At 45.5% G+C, this 18260-nt stretch carries 21 protein-coding genes and 1 riboswitch; of the genes, 13 read left to right on the forward strand and 8 right to left on the reverse strand.

The window, feature by feature from the left end; translation table 11 throughout:
• Positions 1-30: 30 nt before the first annotated feature.
• From nhaA to BKB51_RS18100, 6 genes are all read left to right on the forward strand, one after another.
• Complete coding sequence (gene nhaA / locus BKB51_RS18075) at positions 31-1221, forward strand: Na+/H+ antiporter NhaA (protein WP_085902522.1); 1191 nt, start codon at positions 31-33, stop codon at positions 1219-1221.
• Between the two features lie 234 nt (positions 1222-1455).
• Positions 1456-1564, forward strand: a riboswitch (TPP riboswitch).
• Between the two features lie 114 nt (positions 1565-1678).
• Positions 1679-2695 (forward strand): thiamine ABC transporter substrate binding subunit, encoded by a 1017-nt coding sequence (thiB, locus tag BKB51_RS18080; RefSeq protein WP_085902523.1) that lies wholly within the window; start codon positions 1679-1681, stop codon positions 2693-2695.
• A 47-nt stretch (positions 2696-2742) separates the two neighbouring features.
• Positions 2743-4419, forward strand: a complete 1677-nt coding sequence (thiP, locus tag BKB51_RS18085; protein WP_085902524.1) for a thiamine/thiamine pyrophosphate ABC transporter permease — start codon at positions 2743-2745, stop codon at positions 4417-4419.
• Positions 4412-5059: a thiamine ABC transporter ATP-binding protein gene (gene thiQ, locus BKB51_RS18090; protein WP_085902525.1), complete on the forward strand. Its 648-nt coding sequence runs from the start codon at positions 4412-4414 to the stop codon at positions 5057-5059. Before thiP ends, thiQ begins: the two co-directional genes overlap by 8 nt.
• Positions 5060-5211: 152 nt before the next feature.
• Positions 5212-6000, forward strand: coding sequence for a transporter substrate-binding domain-containing protein (locus BKB51_RS18095; RefSeq protein WP_085902526.1), 789 nt, complete (start codon positions 5212-5214; stop codon positions 5998-6000).
• Between the two features lie 81 nt (positions 6001-6081).
• Positions 6082-6729, forward strand: coding sequence for a glutathione S-transferase family protein (locus BKB51_RS18100; protein WP_125911875.1), 648 nt, complete (start codon positions 6082-6084; stop codon positions 6727-6729).
• A gap of 370 nt (positions 6730-7099) precedes the next feature.
• Here the strand turns inward: BKB51_RS18100 and BKB51_RS18105 are convergent, their stop codons facing one another.
• The gene (locus BKB51_RS18105) at positions 7100-8086 is read right to left on the reverse strand and encodes a 2-hydroxyacid dehydrogenase (RefSeq protein ID WP_085902528.1); all 987 of its coding nucleotides are present in this window, start codon (positions 8084-8086) and stop codon (positions 7100-7102) included.
• 258 nt (positions 8087-8344) lie between these two features.
• On the opposite strand from BKB51_RS18105, the gene BKB51_RS18110 reads away from it, so the two are divergent.
• Positions 8345-8920 (forward strand): SH3 domain-containing protein, encoded by a 576-nt coding sequence (locus BKB51_RS18110; RefSeq protein WP_245813300.1) that lies wholly within the window; start codon positions 8345-8347, stop codon positions 8918-8920.
• 143 nt (positions 8921-9063) lie between these two features.
• Here BKB51_RS18110 and irrA read toward each other — a convergent pair whose 3' ends face one another.
• Positions 9064-9501: an iron response transcriptional regulator IrrA gene (gene irrA, locus BKB51_RS18115; RefSeq protein WP_085902529.1), complete on the reverse strand. Its 438-nt coding sequence runs from the start codon at positions 9499-9501 to the stop codon at positions 9064-9066.
• 408 nt (positions 9502-9909) lie between these two features.
• On the opposite strand from irrA, the gene fabA reads away from it, so the two are divergent.
• The 5 genes from fabA (at position 9910) to BKB51_RS18140 (ending at position 13862) form a co-directional block, all read left to right on the forward strand.
• Positions 9910-10422, forward strand: a complete 513-nt coding sequence (fabA, locus tag BKB51_RS18120; RefSeq protein WP_085902606.1) for a 3-hydroxyacyl-[acyl-carrier-protein] dehydratase FabA — start codon at positions 9910-9912, stop codon at positions 10420-10422.
• A gap of 66 nt (positions 10423-10488) precedes the next feature.
• Positions 10489-11712, forward strand: a complete 1224-nt coding sequence (gene fabB / locus BKB51_RS18125; RefSeq protein WP_085902530.1) for a beta-ketoacyl-ACP synthase I — start codon at positions 10489-10491, stop codon at positions 11710-11712.
• A gap of 110 nt (positions 11713-11822) precedes the next feature.
• On the forward strand, positions 11823-12599 hold the full coding sequence (locus BKB51_RS18130) for an enoyl-ACP reductase FabI (protein ID WP_179188258.1): 777 nt from the start codon (positions 11823-11825) through the stop codon (positions 12597-12599).
• 88 nt (positions 12600-12687) lie between these two features.
• Positions 12688-13104 (forward strand): YqaA family protein, encoded by a 417-nt coding sequence (locus tag BKB51_RS18135; protein WP_085902532.1) that lies wholly within the window; start codon positions 12688-12690, stop codon positions 13102-13104.
• Between the two features lie 158 nt (positions 13105-13262).
• Complete coding sequence (locus BKB51_RS18140) at positions 13263-13862, forward strand: LysE family translocator (protein ID WP_085902533.1); 600 nt, start codon at positions 13263-13265, stop codon at positions 13860-13862.
• A 46-nt stretch (positions 13863-13908) separates the two neighbouring features.
• On the opposite strand, the gene BKB51_RS18145 is transcribed toward BKB51_RS18140, so the two are convergent.
• From BKB51_RS18145 to gstA, 5 genes are all read right to left on the reverse strand, one after another.
• Positions 13909-14307, reverse strand: a complete 399-nt coding sequence (locus BKB51_RS18145) for a GFA family protein (protein WP_085902534.1) — start codon at positions 14305-14307, stop codon at positions 13909-13911.
• 11 nt (positions 14308-14318) lie between these two features.
• The gene (locus BKB51_RS18150; protein ID WP_085902535.1) at positions 14319-14936 is read right to left on the reverse strand and encodes a pyridoxamine 5'-phosphate oxidase family protein; all 618 of its coding nucleotides are present in this window, start codon (positions 14934-14936) and stop codon (positions 14319-14321) included.
• 229 nt (positions 14937-15165) lie between these two features.
• Positions 15166-15387: a tautomerase family protein gene (locus BKB51_RS18160; protein ID WP_085902537.1), complete on the reverse strand. Its 222-nt coding sequence runs from the start codon at positions 15385-15387 to the stop codon at positions 15166-15168.
• Positions 15388-15789: a nuclear transport factor 2 family protein gene (locus tag BKB51_RS18165; RefSeq protein ID WP_085902538.1), complete on the reverse strand. Its 402-nt coding sequence runs from the start codon at positions 15787-15789 to the stop codon at positions 15388-15390.
• Complete coding sequence (gstA, locus tag BKB51_RS18170; RefSeq protein WP_085902539.1) at positions 15789-16400, reverse strand: glutathione transferase GstA; 612 nt, start codon at positions 16398-16400, stop codon at positions 15789-15791. Before gstA ends, BKB51_RS18165 begins: the two co-directional genes overlap by 1 nt.
• Positions 16401-16535: 135 nt before the next feature.
• On the opposite strand from gstA, the gene BKB51_RS18175 reads away from it, so the two are divergent.
• A complete protein-coding gene (locus BKB51_RS18175) occupies positions 16536-17411 on the forward strand; it encodes a LysR family transcriptional regulator (protein ID WP_085902540.1) in 876 nt (291 codons plus the stop codon).
• A 61-nt stretch (positions 17412-17472) separates the two neighbouring features.
• Here BKB51_RS18175 and BKB51_RS18180 read toward each other — a convergent pair whose 3' ends face one another.
• On the reverse strand, positions 17473-18225 hold the full coding sequence (locus BKB51_RS18180) for a glycerophosphodiester phosphodiesterase family protein (RefSeq protein WP_085902541.1): 753 nt from the start codon (positions 18223-18225) through the stop codon (positions 17473-17475).
• Positions 18226-18260: the final 35 nt, after the last annotated feature.

Consider the following 18260-nt stretch of genomic DNA (forward strand, 5'->3'; position numbering starts at 1 on the left):
TGTGTAATCGGCAACCTGGAGATCCCTGTAATGCCATCAAGAATGATCAAGAACTTCCTACAGTTGGAATCATCCGGGGGTATCATCCTTATGATCGCTGCCCTTCTGGCTCTGGTTGTATCAAATTCTCCATTGGCATCGTTTTATTCAAGTGCTCTGGACGTCCCCTTCACCATCGCATTAGGCGATTTCGCTATTTCCAAAGCTATCTTGCTTTGGATTAATGATGGCATGATGGCAATCTTTTTCCTGCTGATCGGTTTGGAACTGAAAAGAGAAATCCTTGAGGGGCAATTGTCCTCTGCTGATCAAATTGTCTTACCAGCAATCGCGGCTGTTGGTGGCATGCTCATTCCAGCATTAGTTTTCACCAGCATTAACTGGGGAGTAGGATCAAATATGAACGGTTGGGCTATTCCAACCGCAACAGATATTGCCTTCGCTCTTGGTATCATGGCTCTTTTGGGTAACCGGGTTCCCTTGGCACTCAAAGTCCTTTTGACTGCCATTGCCATTTTTGATGATCTCGGTGCGATCATCATCATCGCGCTCTTCTATACAGCTGAACTCTCCTTAATCTCATTGGCTCTGGCTGCGGTGGCTTTGATTGGTCTCCTGATCCTCAACAGATCCGGCGTCACCGCAAAAACGCCCTATATCCTGGTTGGCATCGTGCTTTGGGTCTGCGTCTTAAAGTCAGGTGTCCACGCCACATTGGCAGGTGTTGCTCTTGGATTTGCCATTCCCTTGCAAGGAAAAACGAAAGACAGCGCCAGCCCGCTTAAAAATCTGGAACACAATCTCCACCCCTGGGTTGCCTATATGATCTTGCCTGTCTTTGCCTTTGCCAACGCAGGTGTATCACTCGTCGGCATTACGATGGAAACAGTTCTAGCGCCTCTTACCCTTGGTATCGCGGGTGGTTTATTTATCGGTAAACAAATCGGCGTCTTTGGTTTTACCTGGGTAGCGGTGAAAGCAAAAGTTTGTCGTCTCCCCCAAGGCATCAATTGGGTACAGATCTATGCCTTGTCACTCTTAACCGGTATTGGTTTTACAATGAGTTTGTTTATTGGCGGCTTGGCCTTCGATGATCCGGAAATCGCCAGTCAGGTACGAATTGGTGTCCTCAGTGGATCGATCCTATCTGCAATTATTGGCTATCTGTTGTTGAAGTTCTCACCAGCTCCCCAAAACAATCCTGCAGCAGAAAAAAGTTGATCACCCGAAAACAGCCTAAAAAAAGAGCCCGGAAATCCGGGCTCTTTTCGTCTCTATTTGTGATTAATATCAACATATCCTTCGTACCAGACAAGACTCATTTGTTGCCCATTTTTCCGTTCTGAAATAATGGTATCAGGCCTATATCTACGTTTGAATTGAAAGCTGAACAGGCCCTACTTAAAAACGACGGGATTAACTTGCTGCTAACCAGCGAACAGTCTAAGCTCGACAACGGTCTCAACGGGGTGCCCTTTATGGGCTGAGAATTTTCAATATTGGAATAGACCCGTGGAACCTGAACCGGTTAATACCGGCGGAGGGAATTGAAGACTGGATGCTGTTTGTGATTTTAAAGTCTCTGCCTTAATTGGGGTGATTTTCTTTAATCAGGAACACATGGCTATTTCCAGATTTTTCAGGTCCTTGCCCGCCCCACTCATTTATGGAGCGTCGCATGATCCTGCGCACAACAATGGCTGCCATGGCAGCAACAACACTCGCCCTTGGCTTGAGCTTCAACGCACAAGCACAAGACAAGAAAATCCTGACCGTATATACCTATGATTCCTTTGCTGCCGATTGGGGAGCAGGCCCAAAGGTGGAAAAGGCTTTTGAAGCCAACTGCGACTGCGACCTGAAGTTTGTCGCACTTGATTCTTCGGTCGGTATTCTCAGCCGCCTGAAGCTCGAGGGAAAAGACAGTACAGCAGATGTTGTATTGGGCCTTGATACCAATTTGACCGCTGAAGCCGCCGCCACAGGCTTATTTGCGCAAAGCAATGTAGATTTATCCAACGTTGACCTGCCCATCGATTGGAAAGACGAACAGTTCATTCCTTTTGACTACGGTTATTTTGCCTTTGTTTATGACAGTGAAAAGCTGACCAACCCGCCTTCAAGCCTTGATAGTCTTATTAACGACAATCCAGATTTGAAAATCATCATTCAAGATCCGCGCAGTTCAACCCCGGGCCTAGGTCTGATGATGTGGATTCAAAATGTATACGGTGACAAATCAGCTGACGCGTGGGAGAAACTTTCTCCCAAGATTGTCACTGTGACCAAAGGGTGGAGCGAAGCTTACGGCCTCTTCCTTGATGGCGAAGCAGATATGGTGTTGAGCTATACAACATCCCCTGCCTATCACATCATTGCCGAAGAAAAGAAGCAGTACAAAGCCGCGATTTTCTCTGAAGGTCACTACATGCAGGTCGAAGTTGCGGCTCAGCTGAAAACCGCAAAAGAGCCAGAATTAGCACAGAAGTTTCTGAATTTCATTGCGACCTCCGGCTTCCAGAGCGAAATTCCTACTGGCAACTGGATGTATCCGGTTATCGACTTGGGCGAAGACCTTCCCGCTACATTTGTCAAGCTACCGCGCCCAGATAAATCACTTCTCTTTGCCCCTGAAGAAGCAAAAAGTAATCGACAGATCTGGATTGATAACTGGCTAAATTCCATCAACCAGTAAATCAAATAAAAACTGGTCGTGTTAACACCCCGATATCAAGGCTATTTATGATGCAACGGTCTTTGCAAAAGTGGCTGATGTATGTTTGGCCTGGCTTGTTAAGCCTCGGCTTCATCGCCTTGATATTGGGTTTTGCCTTTAACGGTCTTGTCTCTGAGATCAAGAACATAGATCTCGCTCGTATATTTCAGAACAACTATCTATTTCGGGTGATCGGCTTTACCTTCTTTCAAGCTGGTTTGAGCACACTGCTAGCAACACTTGTTGCCGTTCCTGTTGCCCGCGCCCTTTCCAGACGCCCAACCTTGCCCGGGCGAAAGATCTTCCTGCAACTCGCCTCACTCTCACTTATTATTCCGACAATTGTTGGCGTATTTGGTGTTGTCGCCATACATGGTCGCAATGGGTGGCTTAATCAGTTTCTTTCCCTGTTCGACATCAGTGCCGGAAACTATCTCTACGGTCTTACAGGAATTCTAATCGCCCACGTCTTCTTTAATGCCCCGCTTCTCTCGCGAATTTTCTTACAAAGTCTCGAATCTTTACCACCGGAATACTGGCGAACTACGGCGCAACTTGGCATGACCGGCACAGATGTTTTCCGGCTTGTAGAATGGCCCCTTCTGCGACGCATTATTCCTGCGTCTTGTGGGCTCGTTTTTCTGCTTTGTTTTACGTCTTTTGCCGTTGTCCTTGCCCTTGGGGGGGGACCTTCAACAAACACATTGGAAGTTGCCATCTATCAAGCGATCCGCTTTGATTTTGATATTCCTAAAGCTGTCATTCTGTCTCTTGCCCAGTTGAGTCTTTGTTTTATCCTACTGATGATTGGCAGCAAGTTTGCCCGTCACATTGCGCTGCAAAAAACAGAAGAGCGATCTATTCGGCGGTTTGATGCGCAGCATACCCGTGCCAAAATAACGGATAGTTTAGCACTTCTGGTGATGGTGCTTTTAGTAGTCCCGCCTTTGCTTGCAACGATCTGGAAGGCCCTGTCTCCTCGCTTGATCGCAGTCATCACAGATGAGAAATTATGGACAGCATCGTTCAACAGTCTGCTCATTTCACTAACCGCGGGCAGCATCGCACTCATACTTGCGATAGGTATTGCATTAATGCTTCGAAGCCTACAATCGCCCTATCGTCTGGGCAGGTACCGCTTGGCCTCACCCTTTGCGACAATGACTGATTTATCTGGAAGTATTATTCTCCTTCTCCCACCTTTTGTCCTGGCAACCGGATTGTTTATTACCTTCAGAACCGCTGCCAGCCTGACAGTATTGGCACCCTTTCTGGTCGTCATTGTTAACGCCTTGATGACATTACCCTTTATCCTGAGAATTCTTATTCCTGCCTTTGAAACCTCGGCACAGAAAAGCGATTACCTATGTGATAACCTGGGCATCAAGGGGCTGAACCGTATTCGTATTGTTGACTGGCCACAGAATAGAAAAGCACTGGGACTGGCCTTAGGATTATCTGTCGCGCTATCAACCGGTGATTTAAGCGTTATAGCCCTTTTTGGGACACAGGACTTTACGACCTTGCCACTTCTAATGTTTCAGAAGATGGGTAGCTACAGATTGGATGATGCCGCAATTACAGCTCTGTTTCTTTGCCTTCAAAGCCTGCTGCTCTTTATTTTAATAGAACGCACCATATCTGGGAAAGGCTTCTCCCGCTCGATATTAAAACCCAACAGGAAGGCTATATCCCGTGTTTGATGATCAAGAAGCATTCCAAGGGCTGAATATTGAAAAGCTGTCCTATCAACATCATGGCAGTGAAGAGGTATTGGATTTTGACTTGAGGGTAGAGCCCAATGAACTCGTCGCCATCCTTGGCCCTTCGGGTGTCGGAAAATCAACTCTTCTCAGCTTAATCGCGGGCTTTGAAGATCCGGCTTCTGGTACCATCACGTTTGAAGGCAAAAAACTGAACACCCTGTCACCATCCGAACGGCCGATAACAACTCTATTTCAGGAACATAATCTTTTCGCTCATTTAACAGCCGAAGAAAATATTGGCTTGGGTATTCATCCCGGCTTACGCCTGAGAGATCAAGACAAGGACCAGATAACACAAGCTCTTAATGACGTCGGTCTCAAAGGATTGGAAAAACGCCTTCCTGCCGAGCTATCAGGCGGTCAACGGCAACGGGTAGCACTTGCCAGATGTTTAGTTCGGCGGCGGCCTATCCTATTACTCGACGAACCTTTCAGTGCCCTTGATCAGGATTTGCGCAAAGATATGCTAAAACTGGTGAAAGATCTGCACAAGAACCACGACCTTCTAACACTAATGGTCACGCATCTGAAAGAAGATGCCGATGCCATTGCTGATCGAATTGTCCACCTTTCCTGATCAGGAACAAGCGATTGTCTCGGCTCCTCTGTTCACAAAACTTTGAAGCAAACCTCTAGCCCACACCTGCCTTTGAACTGGTGCAAAATATTCAACTGCTCTACACTTGCATTTGAGCCCATCTTTGAAATAGCCGTAAAACCGGAATTCTCATGCTTAAAATTCAGACACTACTCGCCACAGTTACACTTTTAACTGTTGGCCTTTTTACATCTGCGCATGCCGCCGATGAATCACGACTGAACAAAATTCTCAGCTCTGGAGAGTTAAGAGTTGGCACCACTGGGGACTGGAATCCCATGACGGTCAAAAACACGACAACAGGGAACTACGAAGGCTTTGATATCGACGTAGTCACTGAGCTTGCCAAAGACATGGGCGTAAAACTGACCTTTGTTCCAACTGACTGGAAAACACTGATCAACGGTGTCGTTGCCAATAAGTACGACATGACAACATCCGCGTCTCTAAATCCAAAACGCATGGCTGTTGCCGGATATACAGACAGTTATTACAACGTCGGAACCGTACCATTAACGCTGAAAAAGCATCTGGATAAATTCAATTCCTGGGATGATATCAACAAAGCTGATGTATCTGTGGCAACTACTCTTGGAACCGTACAAGAGCAACAAGCTAAAGAATACTTCCCCTTGGCTCAACTAAAGTCTGTTGAAGCACCGGCACGCGATTTTCAGGAAGTCCTGTCCGGTCGCGCGATGGTGCACATTACGTCCAACGTAGAAGCGGCAACTCTCGTTGAAAAGTATGAACAAATGGCCATTGTTCCTGTGAAAGAAGCGCGGTCACCAACGCCACTCGCAATGTTAATTGCCCAGGATGATCAAGTATGGATCAACTATCTCAACCACTGGATCGAGCTTAAGAAGACTCAAGGTTTTTTCAACAAGCTCGCTGTGAAATGGAAATTGGCTGAATAAGATTATTTCCATATACCAAAGGGATAACGGGCTGTTCACGGCCCGTTTATTCTTGTGGACAGTCCAAAAAGTAAATTCGCTATGATTTTTTATGCTGTTCCCGTCAGTAACTTTTGCGCAAAAGTTGAAATTGTACTGACCTTGAAAGACCTTTCCGCCGAAGTTCGTTTGCCACCATCAGGCTATGGATCCACCGAATACAAATCCATTGTTCCAGCAGGCACTGTTCCTGCGTTGGTTGATGACAGTCTTGTCCTGAGTGAATCAGATAGTATTTGCGAATATCTGGAAGAAAAATACCCTCAACCAAAACTGCTACCAACAAAGATAGAGGATCGCGCCAGAGTACGCATGTTGGCTCGGCTACATGACTTGAAGGTAGAACCGCTGATCAGGTCCCTTTTCAAACACATGGCTCCGTCACTAAGGGACGTAGAGTTCATTGAAACGACAAAAGCATCTCTTTCTCAGCAATTAGATCTTTTGATCCAGCTCGGCGATTTTAACCCTTATATAGCAGGAGAAAAAATAACTCTGGCTGATTGCGGGTATGCACCTAGCTTATTACTGGCGCAAAAGATGTTTATTGAAAGCACTATAAATTTCACCTTACCAGATGAATTTATTACTTGGCAGGAAAGGCTGAACCAGCACAGCCAGATTGGCCCTGTATTAAAACGGTATGGTCTTGCTGTAGATGAGTGGATAGCCCTTAAAAGAACACAGTAAGTCAATACTCTCTGGATAAATCAGCTTCTAAAATTTGATATAAAAAAGTCAAAGGCAGAGCTGATTTTTCAGCTCTGCCTTTTGTTCTAGGTGCGTCTGATTTGGAGATCGAACGATTTAACCCAGACTTCGACTGTACTATGAACTCGGAGTCCCCTGCAAATAAGCAAGATTACTAATGCTTTTCCCGAAAGGAATTTTTGAGCAAACTCGGAGCCTAAAAATTAGTTAACCAAGTCTTAAACCAAGAAAACGAATCGAGCAACAACATTCGATTCAATTCAGTCATGCAAAAAGTACAAGCCTTTAAAATTTAGGTTTTTTACGTATCAAACCCGTACAAAAAAGGAGCTTAAAAGCTCCTTTTTTCTTAGAACATGGCCTCAACAACGCGGTCAGGCGGTGTATGCCCATCAACAAAAGTTTTGATGTTGATTATGACTTTTTCGCCCATATCATGACGACCTTCAATCGTCGCCGACCCCATATGCGGCAACAGAACGACGTTCTCACTGGCCTGTAGTTTCGGATTAACGGCTGGTTCCTGTTCAAAAACATCCAACCCGGCACCCGCAATGTCTCTTGATTTGATCAAACGGGCCAAAGCATTTTCATCAATGACCTCTCCGCGACTGGTGTTCACAATGATCGCACGGTCATTCAACAGCTTAAGACGCCGACTGGATAACAAATGGAATGTCGCAGGCGTATGGGGACAATTCACAGAAATAACATCCATGCGTGAAAGCATCTGATCCAAGCTTTCCCAGTACGTTGCTTCCAGCTCGTTTTCAATATCCGGATGTACTTTCCGTCTGTTATGATAATGAATGGAAAGACCAAAGCCTTTTGCACGACGGGCAACAGCCTGACCGATGCGTCCCATGCCTATGATACCAAGGCGCTTACCCCACATGCGATGTCCAAGCATCCCTGTCGGGCTCCACCCATTCCATTCACCAGACTTGATCAGCTTGACACCCTCGGTAATACGGCGAGAAACAGCGAGGATAAGCGCCATTGTCATATCCGCAGTATCTTCGGTCAAAACACCCGGCGTATTTGTGACGGTAATCCCCCGTTGGCGACAGGTTTTGAGATCAATGTGATCCACACCTGTTCCAAAAGAAGCTATCAATCGCAGATTCGGTCCAGCCTGAGCAAGAACTCCTGCATCAACCCGATCTGTAACTGTCGGCACCAGAACGTCGGCTTCTTTTACAGCCGCAATCAATTCTTTTTGAGAGAAGGGTTTATCGTCAAGATTCAAACGACAATCAAACAGCTCCATCATCCGGGTCTCAATCGCGTCCGGAAGTCTCCGCGTAACAATTACTAGGGGTTTTTTCTGTGTCATGTGCCTATGGGATCCCCGTCGCTGGTCCTTAACGACAAGCCGTTATTATTTGAGAGTTAACGGTCTTGTTTTATCTTCCCTAGTCTATGCTGTGAACAAGGTCTTTGCCAAGAGAGAGAAACAGTTGTTTCGATAAATTCTAGCCAGCACAGAATTGTGAAGGTAATCTCTCAAACAATTCGCAACTTATTTGAATATTTATTGAAAATTCGGCATGGAAAAAAGTTTGCTGCGTCTGCCTTTTCCGGGGGACAAAAAATGACGCTCTGGCTTGTACAGACTTTCTCGAACAAACGTATCCTGAGTGCACTCTGCCTTGCAGGGATGATCGGTTGTTTTCTGATCACCACCCCTAATGTCAAAGCACAAACAGTCGGTACCCCCACGGGAGATCAAATACAAAGAAAGATCGGGCCGAGTGGATTGCCCCTTCCCCGGTTTGTGAGTTTTCGATCCAGCAAGGTCAATATGCGCGCGGGACCTGGATCCCGATATCCCATCCAATGGATATACCAGCGCCGTCGATTGCCCGTCGAGATAATTGATGAATTTGATACCTGGCGACAAATCCGTGATTGGCAGGGAACAACAGGTTGGGTGCATCAATCCATGCTCAAAGGTCAACGGAGTATGATGATCACGGGCACCGTCCGGACGATCTACGATGATCCCGAAGCCAATAGTCGACCCGTTGTCCAGGCCGAAGCAGGTGTCATTGGCGAATTGGAATCCTGTAATGTCGACGACTGGTGCCAAGTAGAAATCAACGACATTTCTGGATGGCTCCAACGAAGCTCCCTGTATGGTTCATACCAAGGGGAAATTTTCGACTGACACAGACCAGCGGTCATGAAAAGAAGGATTTCAGTCGGGGTATACAAAGCTACTTCAATAACCAGAAACGCTATATCTGTAAGCTTAGAAAAGAAAATTCAATGTTGGGAAGTTTTTAGCCCAAAAACTGGAAGAGCTACCTGTTAAACGGGTTTGTTCTTCTCATCAAGATCGACCACGTGGACAACAACCTCAACCCTTGAAATAGCTTTACCTTCTGGCAACTTGGGCAAATTCTTGAACTGGACGGTCTCTTTATCAATATCAATCAACTCACCGGTTTCTTCGTAGAAGATATGATGATGGTCACTGATGTTGGTATCAAAATAGGATCGACCTGCTTCAACCAAAACTTCTCTTAAAAGTCCTGCGTCATGAAACTGATGAAGCGTGTTATAGACAGTCGCCAGAGAAACAGACACCTTGGCATCCATCGCCTCGACATGAAGTTGTTCAGCAGAAATATGACGATCCCCGCGAGAGTACAATAACTTGGCCAAAGCCAGTCGTTGCCGCGTCGGGCGCAGGCCTGCACCTTTGAGAGTATCGATCAGTTCTGTATACGGTCGTATCTTTTCCATGCTTATCAATATAAGGCAGTTTTTGCGCTATTAAAGGAAAAAATCCATATAGCGCCGTGTTTTCCACACTTAAGGTTGCGCCTGAATAGAATTGTTTTCTGAATATCTGTCCCAAATTACCCAGATCTTTTTTTATTTCGGAACCAAGAAAAATAAAAAAATTTAGGGAATATAGTCCAAATGTTTCAAATTGTTTCAATTTTTGATTGATCTTTTCCCTTAGAAACCGCACATGTCAGGGCAATAGATTACTTCTCGTGACAAGGGATATAAAATTCCTTAATAAACGAGCTGTTACAACTTGAAGAACATTGCCAGGACATGGTGTGCCTGTGCTATAGTCACGCCGGATTCGGCCGATTAGAGCTGATGTTCGGATAACAACACAAAAAGACGGTGGATAAACCTTTGAGCGAACGCCAGAACAGCTACTCCTATGAAGAGATTCTATCTTGTGGACGTGGTGAACTCTTTGGTCCTGGAAATGCCCAGTTACCTTTACCCCCAATGCTAATGTTTGATCGTATAACAACCATCAACGACGATGGTGGCGAACATGGCAAAGGCCAGATAATTGCAGAATACGACATCAAACCAGATCTCTGGTTTTTTGGTTGCCATTTCGAAGGCGATCCGGTTATGCCCGGCTGCCTTGGTCTTGATGCCGTCTGGCAAATGACTGGTTTCTTCCTTGGATGGACAGGCGCACTTGGCAGAGGCCGTGCTCTCGGTGTTGGCGAAGTTAAGCTGAAAAGCATGATCACGCCTTCCGTAAAAAAAGTGACCTATAAAGTTGATATGAAGCGAGTCATAAATCGCCGACTGGTTATGGGGGTCTCTGACGGTATCATCATGGCTGATGATGATGTTGCGTTTGAGATTAAAGATATGAAAGTTGGTTTGTTTCAATCTGACTCTTAAACCAGTACATTAATTTTTGCCGCCGTTTATCCATATAGGTTGGCTTGTAAAGAAGGGATACGACAGATGCGTCGCGTAGTCGTCACCGGACTTGGAATTGTTTCCAGCATTGGCAACAACAAAGAAGAAGTAATCGATTCTTTGAAAGAAGGTCGCTCAGGTATTGAATATTGCGAAACCTATGCTGAGTTAGGCTTTCGCAGCCATATACACGGATCAATCAACATTGATCTGGATTCTTTGGTTGATCGTAAACTTCGCCGTTTTATGGGCGACGGTTCTGCCTATAACTACGTTGCCATGAAAGAAGCCATCGAAGACGCTGGCCTTGGTGATGATCTGGTCTCAAACATCAGAACAGGTCTGGTGATGGGATCCGGCGGCTCTTCCACATCCAATCAGGTTGCAGCAGCAGATATCACCCGTGAAAAAAGCCCCAAACGTGTTGGTCCCTATATGGTGCCAAGATGTATGGGCTCCACGAACTCTGCTAACATGGGTACTGCCTTTAAAATCAAAGGTCACAGCTACTCCATTACTTCAGCCTGTTCCACATCTGCTCACTGCGTTGGTAATGGGGCAGAGCTTATTCAAATGGGCAAACAGGACATCGTTTTTGCCGGTGGGGGTGAAGAGCTTCACTGGACTTTGACCGTTCTTTTTGACGCCATGGGCGCTCTGTCCAGTAAATACAACGATGACCCAACCAAAGCATCCCGTGCGTATGATGCTGACCGTGATGGTTTTGTTATATCTGGCGGCGCAGGCGTCGTTGTACTAGAAGAATACGAACACGCCAAAGCGCGTGGCGCAAAAATTTATGGTGAACTCGTTGGCTATGGTGCAACATCCGATGGTGCAGATATGGTTGCGCCATCTGGCGAAGGTGCTGTCCGGTGCATGCAGCTTGCACTTGCCGAAGCAGGAAATACAAAGGTCAATTACATCAACGCTCATGGTACGTCTACACCAGTTGGGGACGGTACCGAGCTGAATGCAATCAAGGAAACCTTCGAGGGACAGGATATTCCTTGGATTTCGTCAACAAAGTCCCTAACCGGACACTCTCAGGGTGCTACCGGTGTTCAGGAAATCATTTACTCGCTGCTTATGATGGACAATAACTTCTTGTGTGCATCAGCAAATATCGAAAACCTCGATCCCGAAGCTCAAGGTATGCCAATTCTCCTTGAAAGAAGAGACAACGAGGAAGTCGACTGCGTTATGTCCAACAGCTTTGGCTTTGGTGGAACAAACGCATCGGTGATCTTCAAACGCCTGAGTGAATAATCCCTAATAATAAAAATCAGGGTCCTGAAATCAGGATCCAGGGAAAATAACAAAGCTTCGAAAAGCAGTATTAGACGAAAGGTAGAAACGTGACGATGACAACGGCATTGATGGACGGGAAGCGCGGCTTAATCATGGGCGTCGCGAACAACCACTCCATCGCCTGGGGGATTGCTCAAGCGTTACACAACCAAGGGGCAGAACTCGCTTTCACCTATCAAGGTGACGCCTTTAAAAAGCGTGTTGAACCTCTGGCTGAATCATTGGGATCAGATCTGGTTCTTCCTTGTGATGTTGAAGATGGCGACGCATTGGAAAATGTCTTCGCGACACTCAAAGAACAATGGGGAAGTCTGGACTTTGTTGTCCATGCAATCGCTTACTCTGACAAAGAAGAGCTAAAAGGTCGCTATGTAGATACCACGCGGGAAAATTTCCGTAATACCATGTCTATATCCTGCTACTCCTTTACGGCTGTTGCACAAAAGGCAGCACCATTCCTTAGCGAGAACAGCAGCTTGATTACCCTGACGTATCTGGGATCAGAACGCGTCACACCAAATTACAATGTAATGGGTGTTGCCAAGGCTGCCTTGGAAGCGTCTGTACGCTATCTGGCAACAGATCTCGGGCCGACAGGAACACGCGTCAATGCTATTTCAGCAGGACCAATGCGCACCCTCGCAGGTTCTGCTATTGCAGATGCCAAATACACCTACGGCTTTACACGGGATAACTCACCGCTTAAGCGCAACGTACTGTTGGAAGAAGTTGGCAATGCAGGTCTTTATCTTGCTTCCGATCTTTCAGCAGGTGTCACTGGTGAAGTTCATTTCGTCGATGCAGGCTTTAACGTCATCGCGATACCAAGTCCCAAAAAGGACTGAGGTCATTCTTTTGATATGATGAGAAATTAAGGCTGCCTAAAGGCAGCCTTTTTTACAGGTCGTTTCAAGGGTTCAAGACATATTCAGCATGTTCACTCTTCTCAGTCTTTTTCTAGGTGCGTTTTTAGCCGCAACGATACTTCCCTTTTCTTCCGAAATAATGCTGGCAGCAGCTTTAAACTCAGGGGAATATCAAACTTGGCTTCTGGTGCTGATCGCCACGACAGGAAACACACTTGGCGCCATTGTGAACTGGTGGCTTGGCATTTACCTCTTACACTGGTCAGATCGCAAATGGTTTCCCTTTTCAACAAAGCAGCTGGATCAAGCATCAGAATGGTTTCGTAAATACGGAACATTATCATTGTTACTTGCTTGGGTACCTGTGGTCGGTGACCCCCTAACTTTTGCCGCAGGTGTGCTCAGAGTTCGGTTTATCCTCTTTCTACCCTTGGTGTTTATCGGTAAAGGATTGCGATATATCTTTATCGGCTGGATATTTTAAAGCAAAGCATATCCACGTAATTTCGCACCCCTCTCAAAAAAACTCGAGAACAACCTTGTAAAGCTTCGACAAAAGCTTCCCTGAATTACAAAGCAAGAAACAGATAGAAAAAAGTATCCACAATTATCATGATGCCACTCTAAGTAAGGAGATAAAACATGGCACTCATGACAATACCCCTAATCATATTTCTCTTTCCCTTAGCCTATAGTCCTGGTCCAGGTAACATGTTTTTTGCTGCAAATGGTGCACGCTTCGGCTTCAAAAGCACCCTAAAAGCAAACATAGGATATCATATTGCAACTTTTATCGTAACTTACCTGCTTGGTATAGGGTTTGGAGTGGGAGCATCATACTCCCCTACCCTCATGTTGATAATTCGCTATGTCGGGGTGTTATACGTAGTTTATCTTGCTTGGGGCTTAATCCGTGCTGGCATCACAAAAAGTAATCAATCCGCAAAACACGCCAGCTTCACTGACGGCGTTGTACTTCTTGTTTTAAATCCAAAAGCTTACATAATTATTTCTCTTATGTTTTCCCAGTTTCAACCAAGCACTCTTGACCCTCAATTCTATTTCATTATCGCTTGGATCAGTGCCGTTTTTACACTCAATAACATGATTGCATTTTTCTTCTGGACCGTATTAGGTGACCAAATAGTCGGGCTTTTTCGAGATAAAACAAAAGCACATATTCTTAATTTTATTCTTGGCTCAATGCTTTTAGTTGTTGCAGCGTGGATGGCATACAACTAAGAAAATCCATAATCACAAAGCTTACCACCAATTGATCATGTATGCTTCAGCTCTTTGGATAAGTTCTGTGTTTCGGAAGCTCGTCATCCAGATCGTAGTAGTCCCCTTTTTTGGAAACATAGATATGACTGGACGTCTGGATACCCGTATCCCCATCAATCGTTCCGCTCATGATGCCCATTTTATCGCGACTGTCTTGATCCCAAAACAAGCTGGAACCACAATTAGCGCAAAATCCCCGCCGAGCCCGATGAGAAGATTGATACCACTTCAAGCCTTTATCGACAGTAATCTTGAAGTCATCTTTGGAAACTGCTGTCGCAGAAACAAAATGGCCACTGGTTTTACGGCATTGATTACAATGACAAGCAACGGAATCACGTAGTTCGCCCGTAATTTCAAACTGCACATCCCCGCAAAGGCAAGAACCCGTTTTTTTATCCATACCCACTTCCCCTAATACAGGCTTTTCCGATATCGTTCTTCCATAGATGCATCATACGCATCTGCATCCAGTCCTTCCGCAATATGATCCGCGAGAATTTTTCCCATAGATGGCAAGCTTTTACGATCTATCTGCTTTTCAGGGTTCCAGATTTCCGAGCGCATAATCGACTTTGCACAGTGGATATAGGCCTCTTGAACCGTCACGACAAAAGCACAGCGAGGCTCTTTTCCATCTACGGAGAGTTCTTGTAACAATTCGGGTTCTACAGAAATTTGTACCTCACCATTAATCCGCAGTGTTTCTTTAACACCAGGTATCAAAAAGAGAAGACCGACTTGTGGATTTTCAATAAGGTTGAGCAAACTATCGATACGATTGTTGCCGGGACGATCAGGTATAGCCAGTTGGGTATCGCTCAAAACCTTAACAAACCCCGGTGCATCACCTTTGGGAGAACAATCAGTCCCCGATTTCGGGCTGTTCGTTGCCATGGTCAAAAAAGGACAATTCGCAATAAATGTCCGGCAGTGTTTGTCCAAACGAGACAGAACTTTTTTGTCTGCCCGTGGGCTCCGTTCCCCGTAAATTTTCTTTAAATCACCAACACTGGTAATAATATGTGACATGAATATCCAAAACCCAATTGAAATTGCAGAACGCAGAAGAATTAAACAAAAATCAGCAAAACACTCTCTTATCCAGCGTAACTCTGCTAATCATGTTTCATGGTTTGATAGATATTATCTTATTTTCACAAGCTTTCAATCAACATATTTCGTTTATAAATCAATCACTAAAGCCCCACCTGCGACAACATGCTGATCTATGCTATCGCAGGTGTACAAATATCGGGCTTTATAGTTTCAGCTTCCGAAATTCGGGCACCGAAAGCCCCCCAATTCCCCAGTCATCAAGTGCAACTTCATCAATAACAACAAAGGTTGTCGCAGGATTTTTGTGAAGCACTTTTTCCAAAAGCTCCGTCACCCCCTTGATCAACTCTGCTTTTTGTTCTGAGCTTGGACCTGTTCCTTCTGGTCCGCCTTCTTTTGTCACTTTGATATTTACATACGGCATTTAAGCCTCCTTGGATTTAGGCTGATGCTTCGGGATGTACGAGAAGATTTTTGACATGATCTGCCAACGACCATTGTCGTAAACAAGCGTCAAAAAATCCAGATAATCACGTCCCATCATGGTCATCGTTGCCTTCACAAAAGCCATTCGATCACCGCCAAATTCGATTGAATTAATAACATCCGCGCGAATTTGTCCTGTGCTTGCTGGCGGCGTGCGCTGATCAACCTTCGCAAAATAATCAGACATTGCGTAATTCATGTAATCCCCGTCTTTTGCATTCACATAACGAGCATCAGGATGAAATGCCTTTGCCAAGATCTGACTATCTGCCTGGTACAACCCTTCGAAATAACTCTCCAGCACACCAATAATGTTGGTAATGTCTTTTTCTCTTACCATCACCCGAGTAACCCTTCTGCCCGCATCGCGGCTTGTGATGATGATCGCTTAGCAACACGCGCCACAAAAGCCGCAACATTTGGCCATCTAGCAAGCTCAACACCGACGAAGTTGGACCAGTTACTCACAACAAACATATAAGCATCTGCAACAGAGAACTGATCGCCCAAAAGATAAGTCCTACCATCACCAAAAAGATCGTTCAGATAATCGAACTTGGTTCCGACGTTCACAATCGCGGCCTGTTTTTCTTCATCAGTGGCGGAACCAGAAAACAACGGACCAAATGCTTTGTGAAGCTCAGCACTGGTATAGTTCAAATATTCCTGCAGCCGAGCAGTGGCAACTGTCCCTACTTCAGGAACAAGCCCCTTCTCTGGATACTGTGCTGCAATATATTGTAGAATAGATGCCCCTTCGGTCAGAACTTCACCTGTTTCCAACTCCAGAGCTGGCACATAGCCTTTGTTGTTGATTTCCTTATAGTCTTTACCAGATTTGGTTACGCCTGCATCCGTATCAACTTCTTCAATCTCAAAAGCAGCACCCACTTCATGCAAAATAATGTGTGAAGCAAGAGGGCACGCACCGGGTTTATAAAACAATTTCATAATCTTTCCTTTCTCAATCAATGACGTGTTAACTGAAAGAAAGATAGGAACTAAAACAATCAAAAGATAATATTGTTTATTCAAATTAACGATCTATTATTCTAATCATTATTGATATCGTTAGAGAGTTTGATCATGACACATGAGCAGTTGGTCGTTTTACAAGCCATTGTCACGACGGGAACATTTCGGGCCGCTGCAGAACGATTGAATAAATCCCAGTCTGCCATCAGTCATATGCTCAAAAAGCTGGAAGAAGAAATCGATATTATTCTGTTATCACGTGAAGAATACCGCCCGAAGCTCACGCCACAAGGCAAAGTGTTTTATCGTCATGCAACCCGCGTGTTACAGCAAATGCAGCAACTGGGGAGTGTTGCAAAAAACCTCACGGCCAAACAGGAAGCAGAAGTATATTTAGCCGTCACGGCTACATATCCCTTAAAACCCCTATTGGAAGTCATCCGCGAAACAACAGAAACCTACCCTGCAACACACATTCATTTGTCACGGGAAAGTATGAGTGGGCCTATCGAACGGCTCCTCCAGGGCAACGCAGATATCATCGTGGCAACAACGGATGACGCCCCGATGGATCAAGTAGAAGCACTTCCCTTCGCATCGGTAAAAATCATCCCGGTTGCCCATCCCGACTATGAGCCCGCGCAAAATACAGAAATGAACTCTATTAGCGAGATGCAAAGTTATATTCAGGTTGTTGTTGCTGACAGTGGAAGCGGTAAACAACCACAAAGTCGTGACCTATTACCCGGCGGTCTTCGCTGGACTGTTTCAGACTTTGCCGCAAAAAAAGATATCATCTTGGAAAAAATGGGGTGGGGAGGTCTGCCAGAACATTTAATCCGGGATGAAATTGATACAGGCAAGCTCGTCCCTCTCAATGTTGAGGGCTATCCGCCACGACAATCTCATCTCTTTCAAATGCGCGCCCGTAATCGGGATACTGGCATCGTCGCCCAATTTATCTGGGAACGACTATCAGCTGCGTAACCACCCATTAGGCTCCCACCAAGAATGACAACTTTCTTGCCGCGATGACAAATCAAAGCAATTACTTTAATGCTGCAATCATATCACCCGGAAAATCGGTAATGATGCTTTCGACGCCCATAGCCACTAGCTCAACCCCGCGATCAACGTCATTGACTGTATAGGTCGCCGTTGCATAGCCTGCCTGTTTGATTTCCTTGACCAGTTCAGGCGTATACATCTTATGCCACAGATGAATTGCCGAGCATTCCAGACGCTTAGCATTTTCCTGCCAATCCGTCATATCATCGTAAAGCAACAAGCCTCTGGGGTGGTCCGGGGCAAGATCTCTGACAACTTCCAACGACTTCAGCTTAAATGAACTAAACAATGGCTTATCCAAATGCTTCGGCCATATTTTGTTCAATAGCTCAACCACTCTGCGTGACGTTTCTTCTTCTTCGCCATCGGATGGTTTCAATTCAATGTTCGGATGAAGGTCATGTTCAATGTGGAACAGCAAAAATTCTTCCAGCGAAGGAATTTTCTCGCCACGGTATTTTTCCTCAAACCATGCACCGGCTTCAATATCCTGCAACTCGGCAAAGCTATAGTCTTTGACCAGTTCGTCGATACCGGACGTCCGCTTTAGATCTTGGTCATGATAAATAATGGGAACGCCGTCTTTTGACAGTTTCACATCAAATTCAGTCCAGTGAACTCCTTGATCAAGAGCTTCACGCAGACTTGCCATTGTGTTTTCTGGTCGAACGCCTTTTGCCCCTCTGTGGGCCTGTACTTTAGGCAGTGTTACCAGCGGAGTGGCGTTTGCCATGCTCCATCTCCCATTACTTAACCATGCTGACTTGA

This window comes from Kiloniella majae (assembly GCF_002118315.1).
Classification (GTDB): domain Bacteria; phylum Pseudomonadota; class Alphaproteobacteria; order Kiloniellales; family Kiloniellaceae; genus Kiloniella; species Kiloniella majae.

Excerpts from the sequence above, each read along its gene's own strand:
- nhaA (WP_085902522.1), top strand. The coding sequence starts at position 31 with ATGCCATCAAGAATGATCAAGAACTTCCTACAGTTGGAATCATCCGGG.
- thiB (WP_085902523.1), top strand. The coding sequence starts at position 1,679 with ATGATCCTGCGCACAACAATGGCTGCCATGGCAGCAACAACACTCGCC.
- thiP (WP_085902524.1), top strand. The coding sequence starts at position 2,743 with ATGATGCAACGGTCTTTGCAAAAGTGGCTGATGTATGTTTGGCCTGGC.
- BKB51_RS18095 (WP_085902526.1), top strand. The coding sequence starts at position 5,212 with ATGCTTAAAATTCAGACACTACTCGCCACAGTTACACTTTTAACTGTT.
- BKB51_RS18100 (WP_125911875.1), top strand. The coding sequence starts at position 6,082 with ATGATTTTTTATGCTGTTCCCGTCAGTAACTTTTGCGCAAAAGTTGAA.
- BKB51_RS18105 (WP_085902528.1), bottom strand. The coding sequence starts at position 8,086 with ATGACACAGAAAAAACCCCTAGTAATTGTTACGCGGAGACTTCCGGAC.
- BKB51_RS18110 (WP_245813300.1), top strand. The coding sequence starts at position 8,345 with ATGACGCTCTGGCTTGTACAGACTTTCTCGAACAAACGTATCCTGAGT.
- irrA (WP_085902529.1), bottom strand. The coding sequence starts at position 9,501 with ATGGAAAAGATACGACCGTATACAGAACTGATCGATACTCTCAAAGGT.
- fabB (WP_085902530.1), top strand. The coding sequence starts at position 10,489 with ATGCGTCGCGTAGTCGTCACCGGACTTGGAATTGTTTCCAGCATTGGC.
- BKB51_RS18130 (WP_179188258.1), top strand. The coding sequence starts at position 11,823 with ATGGACGGGAAGCGCGGCTTAATCATGGGCGTCGCGAACAACCACTCC.
- BKB51_RS18135 (WP_085902532.1), top strand. The coding sequence starts at position 12,688 with ATGTTCACTCTTCTCAGTCTTTTTCTAGGTGCGTTTTTAGCCGCAACG.
- BKB51_RS18140 (WP_085902533.1), top strand. The coding sequence starts at position 13,263 with ATGGCACTCATGACAATACCCCTAATCATATTTCTCTTTCCCTTAGCC.
- BKB51_RS18145 (WP_085902534.1), bottom strand. The coding sequence starts at position 14,307 with ATGGATAAAAAAACGGGTTCTTGCCTTTGCGGGGATGTGCAGTTTGAA.
- BKB51_RS18150 (WP_085902535.1), bottom strand. The coding sequence starts at position 14,936 with ATGTCACATATTATTACCAGTGTTGGTGATTTAAAGAAAATTTACGGG.
- BKB51_RS18160 (WP_085902537.1), bottom strand. The coding sequence starts at position 15,387 with ATGCCGTATGTAAATATCAAAGTGACAAAAGAAGGCGGACCAGAAGGA.
- BKB51_RS18165 (WP_085902538.1), bottom strand. The coding sequence starts at position 15,789 with ATGGTAAGAGAAAAAGACATTACCAACATTATTGGTGTGCTGGAGAGT.
- gstA (WP_085902539.1), bottom strand. The coding sequence starts at position 16,400 with ATGAAATTGTTTTATAAACCCGGTGCGTGCCCTCTTGCTTCACACATT.
- BKB51_RS18175 (WP_085902540.1), top strand. The coding sequence starts at position 16,536 with ATGACACATGAGCAGTTGGTCGTTTTACAAGCCATTGTCACGACGGGA.
- BKB51_RS18180 (WP_085902541.1), bottom strand. The coding sequence starts at position 18,225 with ATGGCAAACGCCACTCCGCTGGTAACACTGCCTAAAGTACAGGCCCAC.